This is a genomic window from Cupriavidus sp. AU9028 (genome assembly GCF_019795295.1).
Classification (GTDB): Bacteria; Pseudomonadota; Gammaproteobacteria; order Burkholderiales; family Burkholderiaceae; genus Cupriavidus.
On record NZ_JAIMCG010000001.1, the window covers coordinates 384,404 to 406,444 of the forward strand.

Genomic DNA, 22,041 nt, shown 5'->3' on the forward strand with positions numbered 1-22,041 from the left:
GCGGGTATTCCCGCAGTGGCCCACTGAACTGGTGCACACCCCCCACGTCATGCACCAGTTCTGCGCCGGGATGCGTCAATTTGGCGTACCGAGCGGGCACCGCGCAGATGCCGCGGTGCTGGTGAAGGCAGCGGCGCCTCTTCCATTCATCTTCCAGGACGAAAGCCATGGGACGCCTGACTACCCACGTTCTCGATACCGCCGCCGGCATTCCCGGACAAGGCATGTCGATCACCCTTTCCCGTATTGTCGACAACCGGCGCGACACGCTGGCCACCGTCAGGACCAATGACGACGGCCGCTGCGACCGCCCGCTGCTCGAAGGCGATGCCTTGCAGCCCGGGGTCTACGAACTCGACTTCGCCGCGGGCGACTACTTCCGCTCGCGCGGCATCGAGTTGCCGCAGCCGGCGTTTCTCGACGTGGTGACACTGCGCTTCGGCATCGCCGATGCCAGCGCGCACTATCACGTGCCGCTGCTGGTCTCGCCGTGGTCGTACTCGACCTACCGCGGCAGCTGAGCCCGCCATCCACGCACCTGAATTCCGGAGACACTCGCGATGGAAGGCTACATCCTCGATTGGGCCAATCTGCTGCTGCGCTGGGCGCACGTCATCACGGCGATCGCCTGGATCGGCTCGTCGTTCTACTTCGTCTGGCTGGACAACAGCCTGGAAAAGCCGGTCGATCCGCAACTGCTGGAGAAGGGCGTCGGCGGCGAGCTATGGGCCGTGCACGGCGGCGGCTTCTACAACCCGCAGAAATACCTCGGTGCGCCGAGGACATTGCCCTCGAACCTGCACTGGTTCTATTGGGAGTCGTATTCCACCTGGATGACCGGCTTCGGCCTGCTGGTGGTGCTGTACCTGTTCAACGCCAGCACCTTCCTGATCGACCGCAACGTCTACGACATGTCGCCGGGCGCGGCGGTGGGTCTGGCGATCGCCTATCTGCTGGTGGGGTGGGTGGTCTATGACGGCATCTGCCGGCTGTTCGGCAAGAACGACAAGCTGGTCGGCGTGCTGGTCGCGCTGTACGTGGTGCTGGCCGCGTATGTCGCGTGCAACGTGTTCTCCGGCCGCGCGGCGTTCCTGCTGACCGGCGCGATGCTGGCCACCATCATGAGCGCCAACGTGCTGGTGTGGATCATCCCGGGGCAGCGCAAGATGGTCGCGGCGATGCGCGAGGGCAAGCCGGTTGATCCGATCCATGGCAAGAACGGCAAGCAGCGCAGCGTGCATAACACCTATTTCACGCTGCCCGTGCTGTTCGCCATGCTGTCCAACCACTACAGCATGACCTACGCCCACAAGCACAACTGGCTGGTGCTGGTGCTGATCATGCTGGCGGGCGTGCTGATCCGGCAGTTCTTCATCCTCAAGCACAAGGGCCGCATCAATATTGCGTGGCCGGCGGCAGGGGTGGCGGCGCTTGGCGCGGTCGCCGTGATGGTCGCGCCGCAGCCGCGCACGCCGGTCGCCGCGCAACCGGGCGGTGCCGCCGCCGCGGCGTCGACGGTCAGCTTCGCCAAGGTGCAGCAGATCATGAACGAGCGCTGCGTGCAGTGCCACGCCGAGGCGCCGAAGATGATGCCGACCGCCGCCAAGGGCATCCGGCTCGATACGCCGGAAGAGATCAAGGCCCATGCGCAGCTGATCTATCAGCAGGCGGTGCAGCAGAAGGTCATGCCACTGGGCAACGTCACGCAGATCACCGACGAGGAGCGGGCGCTGCTGGGCCAGTGGTTCGAGGCGGGAGCGGCGACGGCGAACTGAACGCCGCCGTCCGAGGCAAGGAAGGGCATGTCCCCGGCGAACACCGGGCATGCCCTTTTTCCATGGCTTAGCCGATCCCGGCCAGCGCCAGCACGCCGAGCACGACGAAGACGGCGGCGGCAATCCGGTGCACCAGCTTGATCGGCAGCCGATGCGCGAAGCGCTCGCCCAGCAGCACCGCGGGGACATTGGCCAGCATCATGCCCAGCGTGGTGCCGATCACCACCCACAGCACGTCGGTGCTGAAGCGCGCGGCCAGCGCCACGGTGGCGATCTGCGTCTTGTCGCCCATCTCGGCGAAGAAGAAGGCGGCGATGGTGGTCAGCAGCACGCCCCAGGCGCCCTTGGCGGCTTTGGGCTGCTCGGCGTCGTCGAGCTTGTCGGGGATCAGCATCCAGGCGCCCATGGCGATGAAGCCCAGGCCAAGGATCCAGCGCAGCAGGCCCTGGCCCACCACTTCCGTGATCCAGCCGCCGACCGCGCCGGCAAAGCCATGGTTGACCAGGGTGGCGATCAGGATGCCGGCGATGATGGGTAGCGGCTTGCGATAGCGTGCGGCGAGCAGCAGCGAGAGCAGCTGGGTCTTGTCGCCCATTTCGGCGAGCGCGACGATTCCGGTGGAGACGAGCAGGGATTCCATTGTTGTGATGTACGGGCCGGACGCATCGCGAGATGCCAATGACGCGCGTCTCCCCCGGCCCTGCCGGAAGACGGCGTCATCGGTCTCGCCAGGCCAGGGAACGGCATTGCGCTCGTTCCGGAAGCTGCGCGCGCCATAACCGCGAACGGTCAAGTCTGTTGACGCGCGCCCCTGTCGCGACTCCGGCCAGCTGAAGCTGGTGGGCGGGCAGGGCGGCTACTCCCCAATGGGAGCCGCGATTATAGCGGCGCGGTACCGGCACGTCCAGCCCGCGCCGCTGCGGCCGGCGGCTAGCTGGTCGTCACCACCCGGACCGGCCCGCGGCGCTCCAGTACGTCGACCACGACATGGCGGCCGGAGCGGCGCAGTGCCACGTCGGCGCTGCCGCCGTCGATGGCGAGGTTGCGCAGCACCACCTCGTCGAGGAAGGCGGGCAGGGCGGGGCCGGCAAAGGTGATCTGCGTCTGTCCGGGATCGAAGCCGAGCCCGAGACAGGACTGCAGCATGAACAGGGGCGCTGCGGCGGCCCATGCCTGCGGTGCGCACGCAACCGGGTAGAAGGTCGGGCCCTGGGTGTGCTGACGGGCAAAACCGCAGAACAGCTCGGGCAGCCGCCGCAGGTCGATGTAGGTGGAGGCGGCGAACAGACCCTCGAAGATCCTTGCCGCTTCGCGGTGGTAGCCGTAGCGGGCGAGTCCCGCTGCGATCAACGCGTTGTCATGCGGCCAGACCGAGCCGTTGTGGTAGCTCATCGGGTTGTAGCGCGCTTCGGTCGATGCGATGGTGCGCACGCCCCAACCGCAGAACGACGGCGCCGACATCAGCGTGCGCACCACGGCTTCGGCCCGCTCGGGATAGGCGATGCCGGTCAACAGCGCGTGGCCGGCATTGGAGCTGCGCACCCGGCAGGGGCGCTTGTCGCCGTCCAGCGCCAGCACGTAGGTGCCCAGCTGCGGATCGAAGAAGCGCGCGTCGAATTCGCGCCGCAGGGCCTCGGCGCGCTCGGCCCATTGTTGCGCGCGTTGCAGCTCGCCTTGCCGGCGGGCCATTTCCGCGGCGGCCTCCCAGGCGCCATAGACGTAGGCCTGCACTTCGGCCAGCGCGATCGGGCCGCGCGCGAGCGCGCCGTCGGCATGGAACACCGAGTCGTGGCTGTCCTTCCAGCCCTGGTTGGCCAACCCCTCGGCGGTGCGCCTGCCGTACTCGACGAAGCCGTCGCCGTCGCGGTCGCCATGCTCTTCGATCCAGCGCAGCGCCGCCTCGATATGCGGCCACAGCTCGCGGATGGTCGCGAGGTCGCCGGTGCGGCGCAGGTAGGCACCGGCCAGCATGACAAACAGCGGGGTGGAGTCGATGCTGCCGTAGTAGCGGCGAAAGGGCACTTCGCCGAGCTCGGCCATCTCCCCATGGCGCACCTCATGCAGGATCTTGCCCGGCTCGGCATCGGCCCGTGGATCGGACTCGCTGGCCTGATTGGCAGCCAGGTGGCGCAAGACCCCGCGCGCAATGGCCGGGTCCAGCCAGAGCGTTTCGAGCGCGGTGATCAGCGCGTCCCGGCCGAACACGGTGCTGAACCACGGCACGCCCGCGTAGGGATAGGGCCCCTGCGCGGTATCGGTGATCAGCATGTACAGGTCGGACACACAGCGGCGGATCGACTCGTTGAAGATGTCGTTGGACGTGCTGACCGCTGCCGCGCGCGAGGAGGAAGCGCGCAACGCGCGCCGGGCCTCCCGCATCGCGTTGAAGAAGGCGCGCCGCGAGGCCGGTTCCGCGCTTGCCTCGGCACAACGGATCTCGATGAACAGCATGCGCGCTTCCCCCGGCTGCAGGGTCAGATCGAAACGCGCGCTGTCGCCGCGCAGCACCGTGGGCGCGGGGTCGAAGGCGATCCGCGTGTGGCGCCGCCGCCGATCGAGCCCGGTATAGGCCAGCAGCACGGAATCGGCCCCGACCTCGGGCGCATGGGCCTCCCCTCGCCGTTGCCGGCGGCTGCCGCGCACTTCGAACAGATCGGCGAAATCGGCCTGGAAGGCGAGCTCGATGGTGACGGATCGCGGGCCGTCGTCGTAGTTGCGCACCGCCAGCCGCTCGTGGCAGGTGCCGTTCCACAGGAAACGCGAGCGGCGCAGGTGGAGCAGGTCATGCCCGAGCTTGAGCTGCCCGCTGTCATCGAACAGGTCGGGATTGGTCAGGTCGCAGGTCAGTGTCGCGTTGTCGTCGCGCAGTGTCGAGGACAGCAGCAGCGGGCGCGCGCCGTCGACGGTCAGGTACAGGTGCGACAGGTGGCGGGTATCCCGGTGAAAGATGCCTTCCGGACTGCCGGGGCCGCTCAGCGCGTCGCCGTTGTGGTCGAACACGGCGAAGGTATCGCCGTGCTTGAGCGTGCGCGGACGGCGCTCCTGCAGGGAGGCCGCCGCCGGGATGAAGAACTGGGCAAGCTGCGCGGCCCCGGCATCGGCCGGCACCCGCGCCTGCGCCATGGCGTCGGTGTGGACAGTGGACATGCGGGTCTTTGTCGTTGGTACTCGGTACGCGGAACTCAGGCCGCCACCTCCATGCGCAACGCGTTGGCGGGCAATGCGGACGGCGGCATCGCGCCCTCGCGCCGCTCGCCCGCCAGCCGGCGATAGATGTCGACGTATTCGCGGGCCATGCGTTCGACCGTGAAGCGGGCTTCGAAGGTGGCACGAATCTTCGACCGGTCGAGCCCCGCGATTTGTTCCACCGCGGCGACTGCCTCGTCGACACTGCCAACGATGCGCCCCGTCACGCCCTCGTCGATGACCTCGGGCACCGAGCCACAGCGGAAGGCGAGCACCGGCGTGCCGCATGCCATCGACTCGATCATCACCAGCCCGAAGGGTTCGGGCCAGTCGATCGGGAACAGCAGGGCCACCGCGTTGCCGAGAAATTCGGCCTTTTCGCGCTCGTTGATCTCGCCGACGAACTCGACGTTGCGGTGCCGGGCGACCAGCGGCGCAATGACTTCGTCCCAGTAGGCCTGGTCGGCCCGGTCGATCTTGGCCGCCATGCGCAGCGGCAGCCCCGCGCGGGCGGCGATCTCGATGGCCCGGTCGGGCCGCTTCTCCGGCGAGATCCGGCCGAGGAACGCCAGGTAGCCGCCGCGCGCCTGGGCGCTGAACGGCAGCAGGTCGCGCGGCAGGCCGTGATGCACCGTGCCGGCCCAGTTGACCGGCGGCATCGGCCGGCGCTGGTCGTCGGAGATCGATACGAGGGGGATTTCCGGGAACGTGCGGTAGAACGGCTGCAGGTCGGGCAGGTCCAGCCGCCCGTGCAGCGTGGTCACCGCCGGGGTTCCCAACTGGCGCACCAGCGGATAGTGCAGCACGTCGATATGAAAGTGCAGCACGTCGAAGCCCGCGGCCCGTCGCCGGACTTCGTCGAGCATGGCGACATGCCAGGGGATCGGGTCGCGTATCGCCGGGTTCAGGCGCAGGGCCACCTCGCTGCAGGGCACCAGCCGCGCGGCGGTGCGCGAATCGCCGCTGGCGAACAACGTGACCTCATGTCCCTGACGGACAAGCTCCTCGGTCAGATAGGAAACGATGCGCTCCGTGCCTCCATACAGTCTCGGCGGGCAGCACTCCGCGAGCGGGGCGATCTGGGCGATTCTCATCGGCAAATTCTCCTCGTTCGGATGAAGTGGAACGGCGAACGCCAGCGCCCGCCTCGCGAGGCGGGTCACGTTCGTCGATGGGGATGTCAGCGGGCCGACGCGCCTGAGCCGGGTGGGCGCGCACGTCGGCGCGAGGCGGGACGGCGCGAAACCAGGGGAGCGGTGGCCGCTGGCCCGGGACGGCCGCGGCGGTCAAGGCCAGGCGCGCTGGCGCCGGCGTTGCGCAGTTGCCGAACCGTATGGTTGGCAGGGGATTGGGGAGGCACGACGACGCGGTCGTGCAGCGGGCGGAATTGCATGCAAGTCCTCCTGTTGCAGAACAACGATGTCGCTGGCCGGCTCGCGGATCCGCGAGGCCGGCAAACTGCGCAAAAGATAAGGGATGCGGGCGGCGTCTTCAAGACCCCCCGGCAACGCGATCAGGCCGGCACCGGCGACGGCTCGGTGGTGGGCCGGCCGCGAAAGTCGGTCCAGCACAGCGCCTCGAAGTCGTACAGCTTGCAGCGTCGGGCGGTATCGAAGTACCAGCGCCAGCTGAAGTTCTGCACCACGATGCGTCCCGGCAGCGCGTGTTCGAGCATGGCCTGGGCGCGCTTGAGGCGGTACAGCGGCACGCTCATGTCCACGTGGTGGGCGGTGTGCTCCATGATGTGGTGAAGCAGGGTGCCGACGCCGTGGCGAAAGCGCAGGTGCACGGTGGTGGAAACGATCGGCTGCGCCCTCGCCCACATCGCCTTGCTGGCATACCAGGCGACCTCGGCGTGAGTATGGTGCACGTACAGCACGAAGCCGACCGCCGCGTTCCACACCAGGAAGGGCAGCGCGAACCCCGCCAGCAGCATCAGCCAGACCGATTGACCGCTGGCGATCGCCGCCCAGGCCAGGCCGCCGATCCAGGCCAGCGCAAAGACGGCGCACAGCAGGCAGTCGGCGAGAAAGATCGGGCGGCGGGTCGCCATTTGCCGCCGGCTGGGAAAGAACAGCTTGAGCCACCAGATTTCGATCAGGTAGTACAGGCCGGCTCCCAGGCCGTTGCGATAGAGCCGCTCCAGCGCGCGGCGCCAGCGCGGTAGCGCCTCGAACTCGGCCTTCGAGTAGGGCGCCCAGACGAAGTCGAAGCCCTTCAGGTTGGTGTAGCCGTGGTGCACCACGTTGTGCCCGACTTCCCACAGGCTGTACGGTGTCAGCGATGGCAGGAAGGCAATGCGGCCCAGCCACTTGTTCAGCCGGCGGCGCGGCGTCAGGCTCTGGTGGCAGGCGTCGTGCCCGATGATGAAAAGCCGGGCGATCAGCAGGCCGGTCAGCACGCCCAGTGCCAGCTTGGCGAGGGCGGACTCGACCCAAACCAGCGCGGCGAGCGTGCCGGCGAAGGCGGCCACGTCAAGGGCAAACAGCGCCAGCGCGAGCGGGGTGCTGCGGTGGGAGAGCGGGGCCAGCCAGCCGCGGATGACCTTGCGGTGCGGCAGCGGGGCATCGGCGGCAATGGGGTCGGGGAGCGCCGGTTCCGCTGGCGCCGCGGCACGATCATGCGCGGCGGCGTGGCGGGAAACGGCGGGTTGGCCAAGGGCGGTCATGCGTCAGCCTGGGTTGTCGAACAAGAAGAGACAGCCTAGGCGGAATCCCGGCCCGCTGCGTTGACCCGGGTCAAGAAGCGTGCAGGCGGCGAGCGTCAGGCGCCGACAGGCTCGCCCATGAGGTAGACGTGCGCGATGGCGCGGTCGTCGCCCAGCATGGCGAAGGCAAAGAGCTGCTCCTCCAGCGTCTGCGCCCGCTCGCTGCGCCGTGCCAGCAGCGGCGTGGCGGCGGGGTCCAGCACGATGAAGTCAGCCTCGTTGCCGGCCTGGAAGCTGCCGACGCGATCGGCCCAGCCCAGCGCCTTCGCCCCCGCACGCGTCGCCAGATAGAACATGCGCAGCGCATCGAGGTGAAAGCCACCCATGCGGGCCACCTTGTGCGCGGCGGACATCGTGCGCAGCATCGAAAACGAGGTGCCACCGCCCACATCGGTCGCCAGCGTCAGCGGCACCCGCTGCGCATCGGATCGCGCGAAGTCATAGAGGCCGCTGCCGAGGAACAGGTTCGAGGTCGGGCAGTGCGCCACGGCGGCGCCGCTGTCGGCAAGGCGCCGGCGGTCGTCGTCGTCCAGATGGATGGCATGGCCGTAGACCGCGCCCGGGCGCAGCAGGCCGTAGCGGTCGTACACGTCCAGATAGCTGCGCGCGTCGGGAAACAGCTCGGCGACCCAGCGGATCTCGTCCAGGTTTTCCGCCACGTGGGTCTGGATCAACGCATCGGGGCAGGCGCGGGCCAGCTCGCCGCAGCTGGCCAGCTGCACTTCGGTCGAGGTGGGGGCGAAGCGCGGCGTGATTGCATAGCTGAGGCGCCCCTTGCCGTGCCATCGGCTCATCAGATCGGCGCTGTCGCGCGCACCGGACTCGGCGGTGTCGCGCAGGTACGGCGGACAGTTGCGGTCCATCAGCACCTTGCCGGTGGCAAGCCGCATCTGGCGGCGCTCGCTTTCGGCGAACAGCGCCTCGGCCGACGCCGCATGCACCGTGCTCCAGACCAGCGCGCTGGTGGTGCCGTTGCGCAGCAGTTCGTCGGTGAAGAAGCCGGCCACCGTGGCGGCGTACTCCGGATCGGCGAAACGCTGCTCCTCCGGGAAGGTATAGGTGTCGAGCCAGTGCAGCAGGCCCGGCGACGGCGACGCAATGATGTCGGTCTGGGGGTAGTGCACGTGCGTGTCGATGAAGCCCGGCACGATCAGCTTGCCGCGATGGTCGATCACCGTCGTGTCGGCGGCGATTGCCCCGCACAGGGCCGCCCACGCACCGGCATCGGCGATATGGCCGTCCTCGACCAGCAGGACACCGTCTTCCCAGTATTGCCAGGCGTCCTGGCCGGCAAAGGCGGGGTCGTCGAGGAAATGCAGCACGCGGCCGCGTATCGCAAGGCGGACGGGGGGAGCGGAAGGGGCAGGCGAATCAGCGGCGAAGGCAGGCACAGGCGACGACACGGAAAGGGGAAGTTGCGAGATCAACGGGAATGGGTGACCCGGCGCCCGGCGCCGGGTCAGGACGGTTCAGGCTGCCGGGGCCGGCTGGTCCTGTTGCCAGAACAGGTCGACCGCTTCCAGGTAGGCAGCCTTGCGCGCCGCCGGCAGGAAGCTCGCTTCGAAGCTGTTGCGGGCCAGCCGGTGCGCATCGTCGGCCGTCAGCGGCAGCGCCTCGAAGGCCGCCTCCCAGTTGGCGTTCATGTAACCGCCGAAGTAGGCGGGGTCGTCCGAGTGCAGGGTGACGGCAACGCCCGCATCGAGCAGCGTCTTCAGCGAATGGTCGCGCAGGTCCGGGTAGACCTTCAGCTTCTGGTTCGACAACGGGCAGACGGTCAGCGCGATGCGCTCGCGCGCCAGCCGCTGCACCAGCGCCGGATCGTCGATCGCGCGCACGCCGTGGTCGATGCGCTCGACCTTGAGGATGTCCAGCGCGTCGGCGACGTATTGCGCCGGCCCTTCCTCGCCGGCATGCGGGACGCAATGCAGGCCCAGCTCGCGCGCGCGAGCGAATACCCGCGCGAACTTCTCGGGCGGATTGCCGCGCTCGGACGAGTCCAGCCCCACGCCGACGAAGCGGTCCCGATACGGCAGGGCCGCCTCCAGCGTGGCAAACGCATCCTCTTCCGACAGATGCCGCAGGAAGCAGAGAATCAGCCGGCTGGAGAAGTCGAACTGGGTGTGGGCCTGGGCCAGCGCGTCGGCGATCCCGTCGATCACCACTTCGATGTCGACGCCGCGGGCCGTGTGCGTCTGCGGGTCGAAGAAAATCTCGGCATGCCGGACGTTGTCGGCGCTGGCGCGCTGCACGTAGGCCATCGTCATGTCGAAGAAGTCTTCCTCGGTCAGCAGCACGCTGGCGCCGGCATAGTAGATGTCCAGGAAGGACTGCAGGTCGTGGAAGGCATAGGCGGCGCGCAGCGCCTCGACACTGGGGTAGGGCAACTGGACCTGGTTGCGCTGCGCCAGGCGGAAAATCAGCTCGGGTTCGAGCGTGCCCTCGATATGGACATGCAGTTCGGCCTTCGGGGTACGACGGATGCGGTCTGCGAGGGCGGCGTCGAGCGTCATGGGGAATCCTTTTATCGGTCTGCCGGTGGGGGCGGCGGGTTGTCGCACCGGGCGGCGGCAGACGGCGGCCCGGCAGGCACATCGCCGTCCCGGTCGCGGGCGAGACGGCGGTCCCGCACCTGCAGCAGTTGAGCGACGATGGCAACCGCAATCATAGCCGGAGCCTTGTCGGTGATGCCGGTCACACCGATCGGACAGGTCATCTCGGCCAGCCGTGCGGGATCGATGCCGCGCTCGGTCAGGCGATGCTCGAAGCGGGCGCGTTTGGTCTTCGAGCCGATCAGGCCGAAGAAGGCGAAGTCCCGGCGCCGCAGGATGCGCTCGCACAGCCGCTCGTCCAGCGCATGGCTGTGGGTCATCACCAGGAAATAGCTGCCCGGCGGCGCCTGATCGACCACGGCCTCCGGCGTGTCGGTCGCTTCGGTGGCGATATTGGCCTCGCAGCCCGGCGGAAACAGCGTGTCGCGCTCATCGACCCACTGCACCGAGCAGGGCAGGGTGCCCAGCACCCGCACCAGCGCCTGGCCGACGTGGCCCGCCCCGAACAGCACCACGTGCATCTCGTCCGGGGCAATGCGCTCGCGCCAGCTCGAATCCGGATGCAGATGGACCGGCGGCCAGGCGGGCGTGGCATCGTCACGCAGCGCGTGCGTGACGGAACCGCTGACGGGCACGTTGCGCTCGATTGCCCGATGCGCGGCGAAGGCGGCGTTCACCGCGTCCAGCCACTCCAGGTCCGCGGCGGACAGCGTTTCGAACGCCAGGTGCACCACGCCGCCGCAGCATTGCCCGAGCGCCGGTCCAAGCGGGATGCGCACCACTTGCCGCGGCGCTTGGCTGCCGGACTCGGCGAGCATGGCGCGGGCGATTTCCATGCCGCGCCACTCCAGATGACCGCCGCCGATGGTGCCGATCAGCATATCGGCGCCCACCAGCATGCGCACCCCTGGCTCGCGCGGCGCCGAGCCCTTGACCTGCACGATGGTGACCAGTACCGCCGGCACGCCGGCACGGACCAGCGCGGCGGCTTCGCCGAAGCGGAAGGGCCGCAAGGGAGCGTCCTGCATCTCGCCTCAGCCTGCGGCCGCCTCGCGCACCGCTTCCACCGCGTCGAGGATCGCCTCGCTGGTGGCCGGGGCATCGAGCGGCGGGTTGATGCGGTAGTCCGCGACGCTGGCCACGGCATCGCGAATGGCGAAGAACACCGAGAATGGCAGCAGCAGCGGCGGCTCGCCTACCGCCTTGGAGCGATGAATGGTGTCCTCCGCGTTCGGATTGTCGAACAGGCGCACGTGGAACGCCTCGGGGCAATCGTTGACGGTCGGGATCTTGTAGGTCGACGGCGCATGCGTCATCAGCCTGCCGCTGTCGTTCCACCACAGCTCCTCGGTGGTCAGCCAGCCCATGCCCTGGATGAAGCCGCCTTCGATCTGCCCGATGTCGATGGCCGGATTCAGCGAGCGGCCCGCGTCGTGCAGCACGTCGGCCCGCAGCAGGCGCCATTCGCCGGTCAGCGTGTCCACCAGCACCTCGGAGCAGGCGGCGCCGTAGGCGTAGTAGTAGAAGGGCCGGCCCTGCAGGCGGCTCTGGTCCCAATGCAGCTTGGGCGTGGCGTAGAACCCGTCGGACCACAGCTGCACCCGTCCGACGTAGGCGCGCCGCACCAGTTCCTCGAACGGCAGCCGCCAGCCGCCTGCGCTGACGGTATCGGCGGCAAAGCGCACGTCCTCGGCGCGCGCCGCGCTGCCGCCTTCCGCGCCGGCCAGTCCGGCGGCGAAGGCGGCGAGCCGTTCGCGGATCTGGCGGGCCGCATCCTGCGCGGCCTTGCCATTCAGGTCGGTGCCGGTGGAGGCGGCGGTGGCCGACGTGTTGGGCACCTTGCTGGTGTCGGTGGCCGTCACCCGCACGCGCTCCGGCGCAACGCCAAGCTCGTGCGCCACCACCATCGCCACCTTGGTGTTCAGGCCCTGGCCCATCTCGGTGCCGCCGTGGTTGACCAGCACCGATCCGTCGCTGTAGACATGCACCAGCGCGCCGGCCTGGTTGAAGTGCGCGACGTTGAAGGAGATGCCGAACTTGACCGGCGTCAGGGCAATGCCTTTCTTCAGCACCGGGCTGGCGGCATTGAATGCGCGCGTGGCAGCGCGGCGGGCGCGGTAGGCGCTGCTCGCCTCGAGCTGGTCCAGCAGTTCGGGCAGCACGTTGTCCTCGACGGTCTGTCCGTAGGGCGTAACGTTGCGCTCCCCCTTGCCGTAGAGATTGTCGCGGCGCACGTCCAGCGGGTCGCGCCCGACGGTGCGGGCGATATTGTCGAGGATGGTCTCGATGGCGAACGCGCCCTGCGGTCCACCGAAGCCGCGGAATGCGGTGTTGCTCTGCGTATTGGTGCGCGCGCAGAAGCCGTCGATGCTGACGTGCGGCAGCCAGTAGGCATTGTCGAAATGACAGATCGCCCGCGTCATCACCGGCCCGGACAGGTCGGCCGAGAATCCCGCGCGCGCCACCATCTCGACCGCGACGCCCTCGATGCGGCCGGCCGCATCGTGGCCGACCTGGTAGTCGAAGAAGAAGTCATGCCGCTTGCCGGTGATCATCATGTCGTCGTCGCGGTCCGGGCGCAGCTTGACCGGGCAGCCGAGCTTCCACGCGGCCAGCGCCGCGCAGCAGGCGAATAGGGCCGACTGCGACTCCTTGCCGCCGAAGCCGCCGCCCATGCGCCGGCATTCGACCAGCACCTGGTGCGCCTGCCAGCCCAGCATATGGGCGACCACGTGCTGCATCTCGGTCGGATGCTGCGTCGAACACCAGACGTGCATGCCGTCGTTCTCGCGCGGCGCGGCGTAGGCCACCTGTCCTTCCAGATAGAACTGCTCCTGGCCGCCGACGCGGAACCGCCCCTGCGTGCGATGGGTGGCGTGTTCGAGCGCCGAGGCCGGGTCGCCGCGCTGCAGATGCATCGGCGGCAGGACATAGCTGTGCTCGCGATGGGCCTGCTCCGGTGTCAGCACCGCGGGCAGATCCTCGTAGTCGACCTGCGCCAGCCGCGCGGCGCGGCGCGCTGCGTCATGCGAGGCCGCGATGACGACGAACAGCGGCTGGCCGACGAACTGCACCACGTCGGTGGCGAGGATCGGATCGTCGTGCAGGATCGGTCCGCAGTCGTTGCTGGCGGGAATGTCCGCGGCGGTCAGCACGCAGACAACGCCCGGCGCCGCGCGAACGCGTTCGAGCGACAGCGAGCGGATGCGCGCGTGCGCGCGGGCGCTCATGCCGAGGGCGGCGTGCAGCGTGCCGGCCAGTTCCGGAATGTCGTCGGTGTAGGTTGCCGTGCCGGCCACATGCAGGTGCGCCGACTCGTGCGGGCGCGAGGTGCCGATGACGGTAGCGGTCGTCTGCTTCCGTACCGTCCCCGGCGTATCGTCGTGCAGCGCGCCGTCGCCGCCCGTGGCGACGCGTCCCGAGATCGTGTCCGGTCCGCCGGCGCGGTCGTCGAGCAGGAAGGCTTCGGTCTGCTTGTTCATGTCCGCCCCCTCATGCAATGGTGGTGGTATCGAAGGCAACGCTGCCGGCCCGCACGTTGACCTGTCCGGCCGGCAGCGGGTCGGCGCGCGTCTCCAGCCAGCAGCGCAGCAGCAGGTTGGCCGCTGCCCGCATCCGATAGCTTGCGCTGGCGCGCATGTCGGTCAGCGGCTGGTAGTCCTGCTGCAGCGCCGCCATCGCGGCGCGCACGGCGGCTTCGTCCCAGCGGGCGCCGATCAGTGCCGCTTCGGCGTGGCTGGCCCGTTTCGGCGTGGCCGCCATGCCGCCGTAGGCGATGCGCGCCTCGATGACGGTGCCATCGTCGCCGGTGGTGATGCCGAACGCCGCGCACACCGCCGAAATGTCCTGGTCGAACCGTTTGGACAGCTTGTAGGTGCGCAAATGCCGGGGGCCGGCCAGCGGCACGCGCAGCGCGGCGACGAATTCGCCGTCCTGCATTGCGGTCTTCTGATACGCCAGATAGAGCGCCTCCAGCGGCAGCACGCGGCGTTCGGCGCCACGCTGCAGCACCACCTCGGCGCCCAGCGCGATCAACGCTGGCATCGAGTCGCCGATGGGCGAACCGTTGGCGACGTTGCCGCCGAGCGTGCCGGCATTGCGGATGGGCAGCGAGGCGAAGCGCTTCCACAGCTCCTCAAGCTCGGGATGCGCGTCGACCAGCGCCGCATAGGCCCGTTCCAGCGACACCGCCGCGCCGATCTCCAGCATGCCGTCGCGCTGCGCCAGTTCGCGCAGGCCGTCCACCTGGCCGACATACAGCAGGTCGCCCAGCTCCCGGAACTGCTTGGTGACCCACAGCCCGATGTCGGTGCTGCCAGCGAGAATGCGGATGCCGGGCTGCGCCGCCTTCAACGCCGCGAAGTCCTCCACCGAGCGCGGGGCATGGAACCAGGCGCCGGAGCGGTCGCGGTAGTGGAACGTTTCGCTGCGCCGCAGGCCGCGCAGAATCTCGGCGATGGCCTTCGGGTCCAGGCGACTGGCGTGCGGCGCGGGCAGCGCCATCATCCGCTGCCCCGCCTCGACGATGGGCCGGTAGCCGGTGCAGCGGCACAGGTTGCCGGTCAGCGCGTCGCAGATGCGCTGACGGTCCGGCGTCTCCGCCTTGCCTGCGCATTGCTCGTACAGCGCCCACAGCGACATCACGAAGCCGGGCGTGCAGAAGCCGCATTGGGAACCATGGCAGTCGACCATGGCCTGCTGCACCGGATGCAGCGTGCCGTCGGCCTGGCGCAGGTCTTCCACCGTGATCAGGGCCTTGCCGTCCAGCGTGGGCAGCAGCTGGATGCAGGCGTTGACCGCCTGCAGCGCGAGCTCGCCATCGGGCCTCAGCTCGCCGATCACGACGGTGCAGGCGCCGCAATCGCCCTCGGCGCAGCCTTCCTTGGTGCCGGTGCAGCGCACGTCCTCGCGCAGGTACTGCAATACCGTGCGGGTCACCGGGGCGTCGGTTACCTCGCGGACCTGGCCGCGATGGTAGAAGCGGATCGCTTGCGTCTGCATGATCTTCTCGCTGTGGGGAACAGGGCGAACATAGCACCGGCGCCAATCAAGCAATATTCATCCCTGCTGATATGCCCCATCATGGCACCGGCCGCCGCGAAAAAGGCGGGCGACGGGCGTCCTCGAGGCTGCAGGGCGAGTGCGGTGGCGAATTGACGCCGCCGGCGATGCCTGTCATACACTATGCGCCCATTGCACCCCCGCTGCCAATGCCGCATCGCGTGATGTGGCGGGATGCGGCGATATCAGCCCTGAATGATCCCCATGCACGGACGCGACCACCTCGATACCTACCTGCTGCGCGTGCTGCACACCCTGCTGACCGAGCAGAGCGTGACGCGCACCGCGGTACGGCTGGGGCAGTCGCAGCCGGCCATCAGCAATACGCTCAAGCGGCTGCGCGAGATCACCGGGGACGCCATCCTGGTGCGCGGCAAGAACGGCATGGTGCCAACCGAGCGAGGGCGGGAACTGCTTGCGCTGGCCGAGCAGGGCCTGGCGGCGATGGAGCGGATCGCCCGTCCGCCACAGCAGTTCGAGCCCGGTACCACCACGCGCACCTTCCATATCGGCGCGCCGGACTATCTGGACGCGTTCTTCCTGCCCAACGTGGTGGAGCGGGTCCGCCGGCTGGCGCCGCAGGCGCGGTTGTCGGTGCATCCGATGACCATGGGCAGCGACTTCGTCGAGGGGCTGGAGCAGGGGCGGCTCGATATCGTGATCGGCAACTGGCTGTCGCCGCCCGAGCATCTGCATATCTCGCCGCTGTTCGAGGACGAGGTGGTCTGCATGCTGGGCGAGCAGCACCCGCTGGCGCGCAAGGGCCTGTCGCTGAAGCACTATCTGGACATGCCGCATCTCGCGCCGGCGCCGTATGCGTCCAGCCAGCGCAGCATGATCGACCAGGCGCTGGCCGAGCTGGGCCACAAGCGCCGCATCCAGGTCACGCTGCCGTACTTCGGGCTGGTGCCCTATGTGCTGATGAAGACCGACATGGTCTTCACCACTGGCCGGCAGTTCGCCGCGCACTATGCCCAGTACCTGCCGGTACGGATGGTGGCCGCGCCGGTCAAGTTCCCGCCCATGCGCTTCTACCAGCTCTGGCATCAGCGCAGCCACGCGGCGCCGGACGTGCAATGGCTGCGGCGCATGGTGGCCGAGGCCGCCGCGGAACTGCCCGCGTTGCCGCGGCTGGAAATCGCCGGCGAGTAGGGCCCAAGGGCGGATTGCGACGGCTTACTTCGCCGGCTTGTAGCTCGGGAAGAACAGCTGCTCGCCGTCGACCTTGTAGGCGGCAATGGCGTACTGGCCTTCCTTCGAGGTGATCCACTCAATCAACTTCATCGCATCGGCGTGGTTGATGCCGGGATGCCGCTGCGGATTGACCGCGATGATGCCGTACGGATTGAACATCTTCGCATCGCCCTCGATGGCGATCTTCAGCCCGGTCCGGGCGCGGTACGCGCCATAGGTGGCGCGGTCCGACAGGGTATAGCCGGGCATCTGCGCCGCCATGGTCAGCACTTCCCCCATGCCCAGGCCCGCGTTGACGTACCACGGCTGGCCCCTGGTCTCGATGCCGGCCTCCTTCCAGTAGGCCTTCTCCATCACGTCCGTGCCGGAGTTGTCGCCACGGGAAATGAACTTGGTGCCGCTGGCGGCAATCTTGCGCAAGCCCGCAATCACGTCCTTGCCGCCCGCCACCCCTGCCGGATCGGCAGCCGGGCCGACCACGATGAAATCGTTGTACATCACGTCGCGCCGGTTGACGCCGTGGCCAGCCGCGACGAACGCATCTTCCATCTGGCGCGCATGCACCAGCAGCACGTCCACGTCGCCCATCTCGCCCATCTTCATGGCCTTGCCCGAACCGACCGCGATGACCTTGACGGTGACGCCAGTGCTTCTCTCGAACTTCGGCAGCAGCGTTTTCAGCAGGCCCGAATTCTCGGTGCTGGTGGTGGTCGCCAGCTTGATCTCGGCGGCGTGGGCCGCCGGCAGGGTCGCCGCCAGCGTCGCGGATACCGCCAGCGCGGCGCCGAACATGCCGGCCGCGCGCAGGGGGCGCGCCAGGCGGGAAATCAGACCCGAACGAGGAAAGGTCATCTTGCATCCTCTACTGATGTTGATACTTATGTTTAAGGGAACATATTTGCCTGTGTGCGACGCATCGGCGACAATGCGGCGCGCGCGGGTGGCGCCTTGGTCAGCTTCCCCGGCACGGGTGAACCGTGAAGCGGCACGCCGGCGGTGTCGGCAGGCGAACGGATTGTCGCGGCCCGGCACCGCTTATGTAAATATGAAAGACTGAACATATGAGTTTTCGCTTCGAGCTGTTCCCGGTCATTACCAGCGACGACAACCCGCGCGCCAACGGCAAGGTGTTCCTGCTGCTGCAGGCGGTGCGGGAAACCGGCTCGCTGCATGCCGCGGCGGCCAAGGTGGGGCTGTCCTACCGACATGCGTGGGGCATCATGCGCGACTGGGAAGCGATGCTGGGCCGCAGCGTGCTCGATATGGAGCGGGGCCGCGGCGCCTCGCTGACCCGCTTCGGCGAGCGCCTGCTGCGGGCCGAAGCGCGGCTGCGCGAGGCGCTGGGCCCGGCGGTGCAGCGGGCGATGACCGAGTTCACCGCGGAGCTCGACGACGCCTCCCGCCCGCAGACCCGGCTGCGCTTCTCGGGCAGCCACGATCCGGCGATGGAGACGCTGGCGGCGGGCATCGGCACTGGCGCCGGCGAACTGCAGCTGGACGCCGTGTTCTGCGGCAGCACCGAGGGCCTGATCTGCCTGCACGAGCGGCAGTCCGAACTTGCCGGCTTCTACGTGGCGCCGATCCAGACGGTCGGCTCGGTGGCGCACGTCACGCTGCGCAAATGGCTCAAGCCTTCCTCGGTGCGGCTGATCCCGGTCGCCTCGCGCGAGCAGGGGCTGATCGTCGCGCCGGGCCGGGCCGGGCAGATCCAGAGCCTGCGCGATCTGGCCCAGACCGGCGCGCGCTTCGTCAATCGCCAGCGCAGCTCCGGCACCCGGCTGCTGTTCGACCAGCTGCTGGCCAGCGAGGGGCTGTATCCGGACCAGATCGCCGGTTACGAGGAGCCCGAATTCAGCAACGAGAAGGTCGCCGAAGCGGTCCATGCCGGCCGCGCCGAAGTCGGCTTCGGCCTGCGCGTCAATGCCGAGGCCCATGGCCTCGCCTTCGTGCCGCTGACCCGCGAGACCTACTACCTGGCCTTGCGCAAATCGGACCAGTCTGCTGCGTGGGTGCGATCGCTGCTGGCCCTGCTGGCACATCCGGATACGGTCGCGCGCATCACCGCGCTGCCCGGTTATGCGATGGCAAGGCCGCCCGCCTTGCTGACGCCGGAGGAGGCGCTGCCCTGGTACGAGCCCCGCCCGGCGGGGCGGTAACCCCCGCCCGGAAGCGAGGCTGCGCCGCCAGCCGTATTACACTGCGCCCATTGCCGGCCGAGCCGGCCGAACTCCGACGCGAGGCGCCCGTCATGCTGGAAACCGCCGCGCTGGCCGCGGGCATGTCCTGGGCCAGCGGATTTCGCCTGTATCTCGCCGTGCTTGCCGCCGGACTGCTGGCCCGTTTCGGCTGGCTGGAGTTGCCGCAAAGCCTGCACTTCCTGACCTCGGACTGGGTGGTGGGCGTCGCGGCCGCCATGGCGGTGGCCGAGTTCGTCGCCGACAAGGTGCCGGGCTTCGACACCGTCTGGGACGGCATCCACACCTTCATCCGCATTCCTGCCGGCGCGGTGCTGGCCGCCGCCGCGTTTGGCGACCTCGACCCGCAGTGGATGGCCGTCGCTGGGCTGGTCGGCGGCACGCTGGCCGGCACCGCCCACGCCGCGAAGGCCGGGGCGCGGGCGCTGATCAATGTGTCGCCGGAACCCTTTTCCAATTGGACGGCCTCATTCACCGAGGATGTTGCCGCCACGGGCAGTCTGGCGTTGGCCTTCTTCCTGCCGGTGCTGTTCTTCGTCCTGCTCGCCGTTGCGCTGGTGCTGGCCATCTGGCTGCTGCCGAAACTGTGGCGCGGCGTGCGCCGGCTGCACGGCGCGCTGACCGGAAGGAGCCGCCCGCCCGGTGCCCGCTAGCATAGCGGCGCCGTCATCCCGCCACGGCAGCGCCAGCCGCCGTCCCCGATTTCCGAATTCGATCCGCCATGCCGCCCACCGATTCCGCCACCGCTTCGCTATCGCCTCCGCTTGCCGGCCCCGACGCGCGCGCCCGCTTCTCGCCGTTCGCACAGGCCTGGCGGATGGCCAGGCGTGACTGGCGGGCAGGGGAGCTGACGCTGCTGCTGTTCGCGCTGGTGCTGGCGGTGGCGGCGCTGTCCAGCGTCGGCTTCCTCGCCGACCGCATGCGGCTCGGTCTGGAGCGCGACGCGCGCCAGCTGATCGGCGCCGATGTGCTGCTGGTGGCCGATCAGCCGTTCGGGCAGGAATTCATCGACCAGGCGCGGGCGCAGGGCCTGACCACCGCACAGACGGTGACCTTCCCCAGCATGGCGACGGTGCAGGCGCCCGGCGCGGCGACCGATGCCGCGCCCGCAGCACCGGCCAACGGCGCGGTCGACGCGGCAGCGGAACCGGCACCGGCCGCCAGCCAGCTGGCGGCGCTGAAGGCCGTCAGTCCGGGCTACCCGCTACGCGGCGAACTGAAGACGGCCACCGCGCCGGGCGAAGCCGGCCAGGCCGCCAACGGCATTCCGGCTCCCGGCACGGTCTGGGTCGACGAGGCGCTGCTTGGCACGCTGGGCGTCAAGGTCGGCGACAGCCTGCGGCTGGGCAGCCGCGTCTTTCGCATCGAGCGCATCATCACCCAGGAACTGGATCGCGGCGGCGGCTTCATGAACTTCGCACCCCGGGTGATGATGCCGCTGGCAGAGCTGGACGCCACCGGCCTGATCGGCTGGGGCAGCCGCGTCACCTACCGCTTGCAGGTGGCCGGGCCCGAGCCGGCGGGCGCGCGCTATCGGCAGTGGGCCGAGCAGCAGATCGAGCAGCGCGGCCTGCGCAACACGCGGGTCGAGTCGCTCGAATCCGGCCAGCCGCAGATGCGCGCGACGCTGGACCGCGCCGAGCGTTTCCTGTCGCTGGTGGCGGTACTGTCGGCGATGATCGCGGCGGTGGCGATCGCCATGGCGGCGCGCCGCTACATGCAGCGCCATACCGATGCGTGCGCCATCTACAAGTGCCTGGGCCTGTCGCGCCGGCAGATCCTCGTCTCGTTCGGGCTGGAGTTCCTGCTGATCGGGCTGCTGGGCGCCGCGGCCGGCGTGGCGCTGGGCTACCTGGGACACCACGGCCTGCTGCTGTCGCTGTCCGGGCTGCTGACGGTGTCGCTGCCGATGCCCTCCGCACTGCCGGCGATCGTCGGCCTGCTGGCGGGCCTCGTGCTGCTGGCCGGCTTCGCGCTGCCGCCGCTGCTGGCGCTCACGCGCGTGGCGCCGCTGCGGGTGCTGCGCCGCGATGTCGGCATGCCGCCGGTCTCGGTCTGGATCGCCTATGCGCTGGGCCTGGGCGCCTTCGTGCTGCTGTTGCTGGTGGCGGCGCGCAACCTGAAGCTGGGCCTGCTGACGGCCGGCGGCTTCGTCGTCGCCGGTGCGGTGTTCGCGCTGCTGGCGCTGGTGTTGCTGACGGTGCTGGCGCGGCTGATACGGCGGCATGTCGCGGGCGGGCGCGCGGTCGGCTGGCGCTTCGCCCTGGCCGTGCTGGAGCGGCGCCGCGCGATCACCGTGCTGCAGACGGTCGCGCTGGCGGTCGGGCTGATGGCGCTGCTGCTGCTGGGCATGACCCGCAACGACCTGATCGATTCCTGGCGCAACGCCACCCCGGCCGATGCGCCCAATCGCTTCATCATCAATATCCAGCCCGATCAGCGTGCCGAGGTGGCGCGAATGCTGTCCGGTGCCGGTATTCGCGAGGAGTTGTACCCGATGGTGCGGGGCCGGCTCACGCATATCTCGGGACAGCCGGTGCAGGCCGAGCGCTACGAGGAGGACCGCGCCCGGCGGCTGGTCGAGCGCGAATTCAACCTGTCCTATACCGATACCTTGCCCGAAGGCAACCGCGTGGTGGCGGGGGACTGGTTCGGCGGCGGCCGCCCGGAAGCCTCGATGGAGGAGGGCATCGCGCAGACGCTGGGGGTGAAGCTGGGCGATACGTTGCGCTTCGACGTGGCAGGACAGTCGATCGAGGCGCCGGTGACCTCGCTGCGCAAGCTGGACTGGGCCTCGATGCGGGTCAACTTTTTCGTGATCCTGCCGCCGGCGGCAATGCAGGGGCTGCCCGAGACGTGGATTACCGCGTTCCATCTGCCGCCGGACCATGCGCGCCTGGACAACGAGCTGGTGGCGCGCTTTCCCAACCTCACCATCGTCAACACCGAGCTGATCCTGAGCCAGGTGCAGGGGGTGCTGGACCAGGTGATCGCGGCGGTGCAGTTCCTGTTCGTCTTCACGCTGGCCGCGGGGGTGACGGTGTTGTACGCGGCGCTGGCCGGCGCACGCGACGAGCGGCGGCGCGATGCCGGGCTGCTGAAGGCGCTGGGCGCCTCGGCGGCGATCGTGCGGCAGACGCAGTACGCGGAGTTTCTCGCCGTGGGCGGGCTGGCGGGGCTGCTGGCCGGCATCGGCGCGGTGGCGGTGGGATGGGGGCTGGCGCGCTTCGTCTTCGAATTCCCCTACGTGTTCAATGCCTGGATCGTGCCGGTGGGCGTGCTTTCTGGCATGCTGTGCGCTTTTGCCGGCGGCTGGCTGGGCTTGCGCGAGGTGCTGCGTCAGCCGGCGCTGGCGACGCTGCGCGAATCCTGAA

General features: G+C 69.1%; 16 protein-coding genes and 1 riboswitch. Of the genes, 6 read left to right on the forward strand and 10 right to left on the reverse strand.

Annotated features, from left to right (window positions below; translation table 11 throughout):
* Window positions 1–167 precede the first annotated feature (167 nt).
* Together uraH and K6V06_RS01725 are read left to right on the forward strand one after the other, a co-directional pair.
* Complete coding sequence (gene uraH, locus K6V06_RS01720; RefSeq protein ID WP_222239832.1) at window positions 168–521, forward strand: hydroxyisourate hydrolase; 354 nt, start codon at window positions 168–170, stop codon at window positions 519–521.
* Between the two features lie 39 nt (window positions 522–560).
* Window positions 561–1,775: a urate hydroxylase PuuD gene (locus K6V06_RS01725; RefSeq protein WP_222239833.1), complete on the forward strand. Its 1,215-nt coding sequence runs from the start codon at window positions 561–563 to the stop codon at window positions 1,773–1,775.
* A 67-nt stretch (window positions 1,776–1,842) separates the two neighbouring features.
* Here the strand turns inward: K6V06_RS01725 and K6V06_RS01730 are convergent, their stop codons facing one another.
* The 9 genes from K6V06_RS01730 to xdhA all read right to left on the reverse strand — a co-directional run bounded on the left by K6V06_RS01730 (window position 1,843) and on the right by xdhA (window position 15,218).
* Window positions 1,843–2,415, reverse strand: coding sequence for a TMEM165/GDT1 family protein (locus K6V06_RS01730; protein ID WP_222239834.1), 573 nt, complete (start codon window positions 2,413–2,415; stop codon window positions 1,843–1,845).
* A gap of 72 nt (window positions 2,416–2,487) precedes the next feature.
* Window positions 2,488–2,660: riboswitch (yybP-ykoY riboswitch) on the reverse strand.
* A 45-nt stretch (window positions 2,661–2,705) separates the two neighbouring features.
* Window positions 2,706–4,922: an amylo-alpha-1,6-glucosidase gene (locus K6V06_RS01735; RefSeq protein WP_255581510.1), complete on the reverse strand. Its 2,217-nt coding sequence runs from the start codon at window positions 4,920–4,922 to the stop codon at window positions 2,706–2,708.
* Window positions 4,923–4,957: 35 nt separating this feature from the next.
* Window positions 4,958–6,055, reverse strand: coding sequence for a glycosyltransferase family 4 protein (locus tag K6V06_RS01740; protein ID WP_222239835.1), 1,098 nt, complete (start codon window positions 6,053–6,055; stop codon window positions 4,958–4,960).
* 419 nt (window positions 6,056–6,474) lie between these two features.
* Window positions 6,475–7,629, reverse strand: a complete 1,155-nt coding sequence (locus K6V06_RS01745; RefSeq protein ID WP_222239836.1) for a fatty acid desaturase — start codon at window positions 7,627–7,629, stop codon at window positions 6,475–6,477.
* Window positions 7,630–7,724: 95 nt separating this feature from the next.
* Window positions 7,725–9,059 (reverse strand): guanine deaminase, encoded by a 1,335-nt coding sequence (gene guaD, locus K6V06_RS01750; protein WP_222239837.1) that lies wholly within the window; start codon window positions 9,057–9,059, stop codon window positions 7,725–7,727.
* A gap of 78 nt (window positions 9,060–9,137) precedes the next feature.
* Entirely contained in the window at window positions 9,138–10,178 is a 1,041-nt protein-coding gene (locus K6V06_RS01755) for an adenosine deaminase (protein ID WP_222239838.1), read from the reverse strand.
* An 11-nt stretch (window positions 10,179–10,189) separates the two neighbouring features.
* Window positions 10,190–11,245: a xanthine dehydrogenase accessory protein XdhC gene (xdhC, locus tag K6V06_RS01760; protein WP_222239839.1), complete on the reverse strand. Its 1,056-nt coding sequence runs from the start codon at window positions 11,243–11,245 to the stop codon at window positions 10,190–10,192.
* 6 nt (window positions 11,246–11,251) lie between these two features.
* Entirely contained in the window at window positions 11,252–13,699 is a 2,448-nt protein-coding gene (gene xdhB / locus K6V06_RS01765) for a xanthine dehydrogenase molybdopterin binding subunit (RefSeq protein ID WP_222239840.1), read from the reverse strand.
* Between the two features lie 10 nt (window positions 13,700–13,709).
* Window positions 13,710–15,218 (reverse strand): xanthine dehydrogenase small subunit, encoded by a 1,509-nt coding sequence (gene xdhA, locus K6V06_RS01770; RefSeq protein ID WP_222239841.1) that lies wholly within the window; start codon window positions 15,216–15,218, stop codon window positions 13,710–13,712.
* Between the two features lie 264 nt (window positions 15,219–15,482).
* On the opposite strand from xdhA, the gene K6V06_RS01775 reads away from it, so the two are divergent.
* A complete protein-coding gene (locus tag K6V06_RS01775) occupies window positions 15,483–16,430 on the forward strand; it encodes a LysR substrate-binding domain-containing protein (protein WP_222239979.1) in 948 nt (315 codons plus the stop codon).
* Between the two features lie 24 nt (window positions 16,431–16,454).
* Here K6V06_RS01775 and K6V06_RS01780 read toward each other — a convergent pair whose 3' ends face one another.
* Window positions 16,455–17,264, reverse strand: coding sequence for a substrate-binding domain-containing protein (locus K6V06_RS01780; RefSeq protein WP_255581532.1), 810 nt, complete (start codon window positions 17,262–17,264; stop codon window positions 16,455–16,457).
* A gap of 269 nt (window positions 17,265–17,533) precedes the next feature.
* On the opposite strand from K6V06_RS01780, the gene K6V06_RS01785 reads away from it, so the two are divergent.
* The 3 genes from K6V06_RS01785 to K6V06_RS01795 all read left to right on the forward strand — a co-directional run bounded on the left by K6V06_RS01785 (window position 17,534) and on the right by K6V06_RS01795 (window position 22,040).
* Entirely contained in the window at window positions 17,534–18,628 is a 1,095-nt protein-coding gene (locus K6V06_RS01785; protein WP_222239843.1) for a substrate-binding domain-containing protein, read from the forward strand.
* A gap of 92 nt (window positions 18,629–18,720) precedes the next feature.
* Window positions 18,721–19,320, forward strand: a complete 600-nt coding sequence (locus tag K6V06_RS01790; RefSeq protein ID WP_222239844.1) for a DUF4126 domain-containing protein — start codon at window positions 18,721–18,723, stop codon at window positions 19,318–19,320.
* A gap of 68 nt (window positions 19,321–19,388) precedes the next feature.
* Window positions 19,389–22,040, forward strand: coding sequence for an ABC transporter permease (locus K6V06_RS01795; protein WP_370637352.1), 2,652 nt, complete (start codon window positions 19,389–19,391; stop codon window positions 22,038–22,040).
* Window position 22,041: the final 1 nt, after the last annotated feature.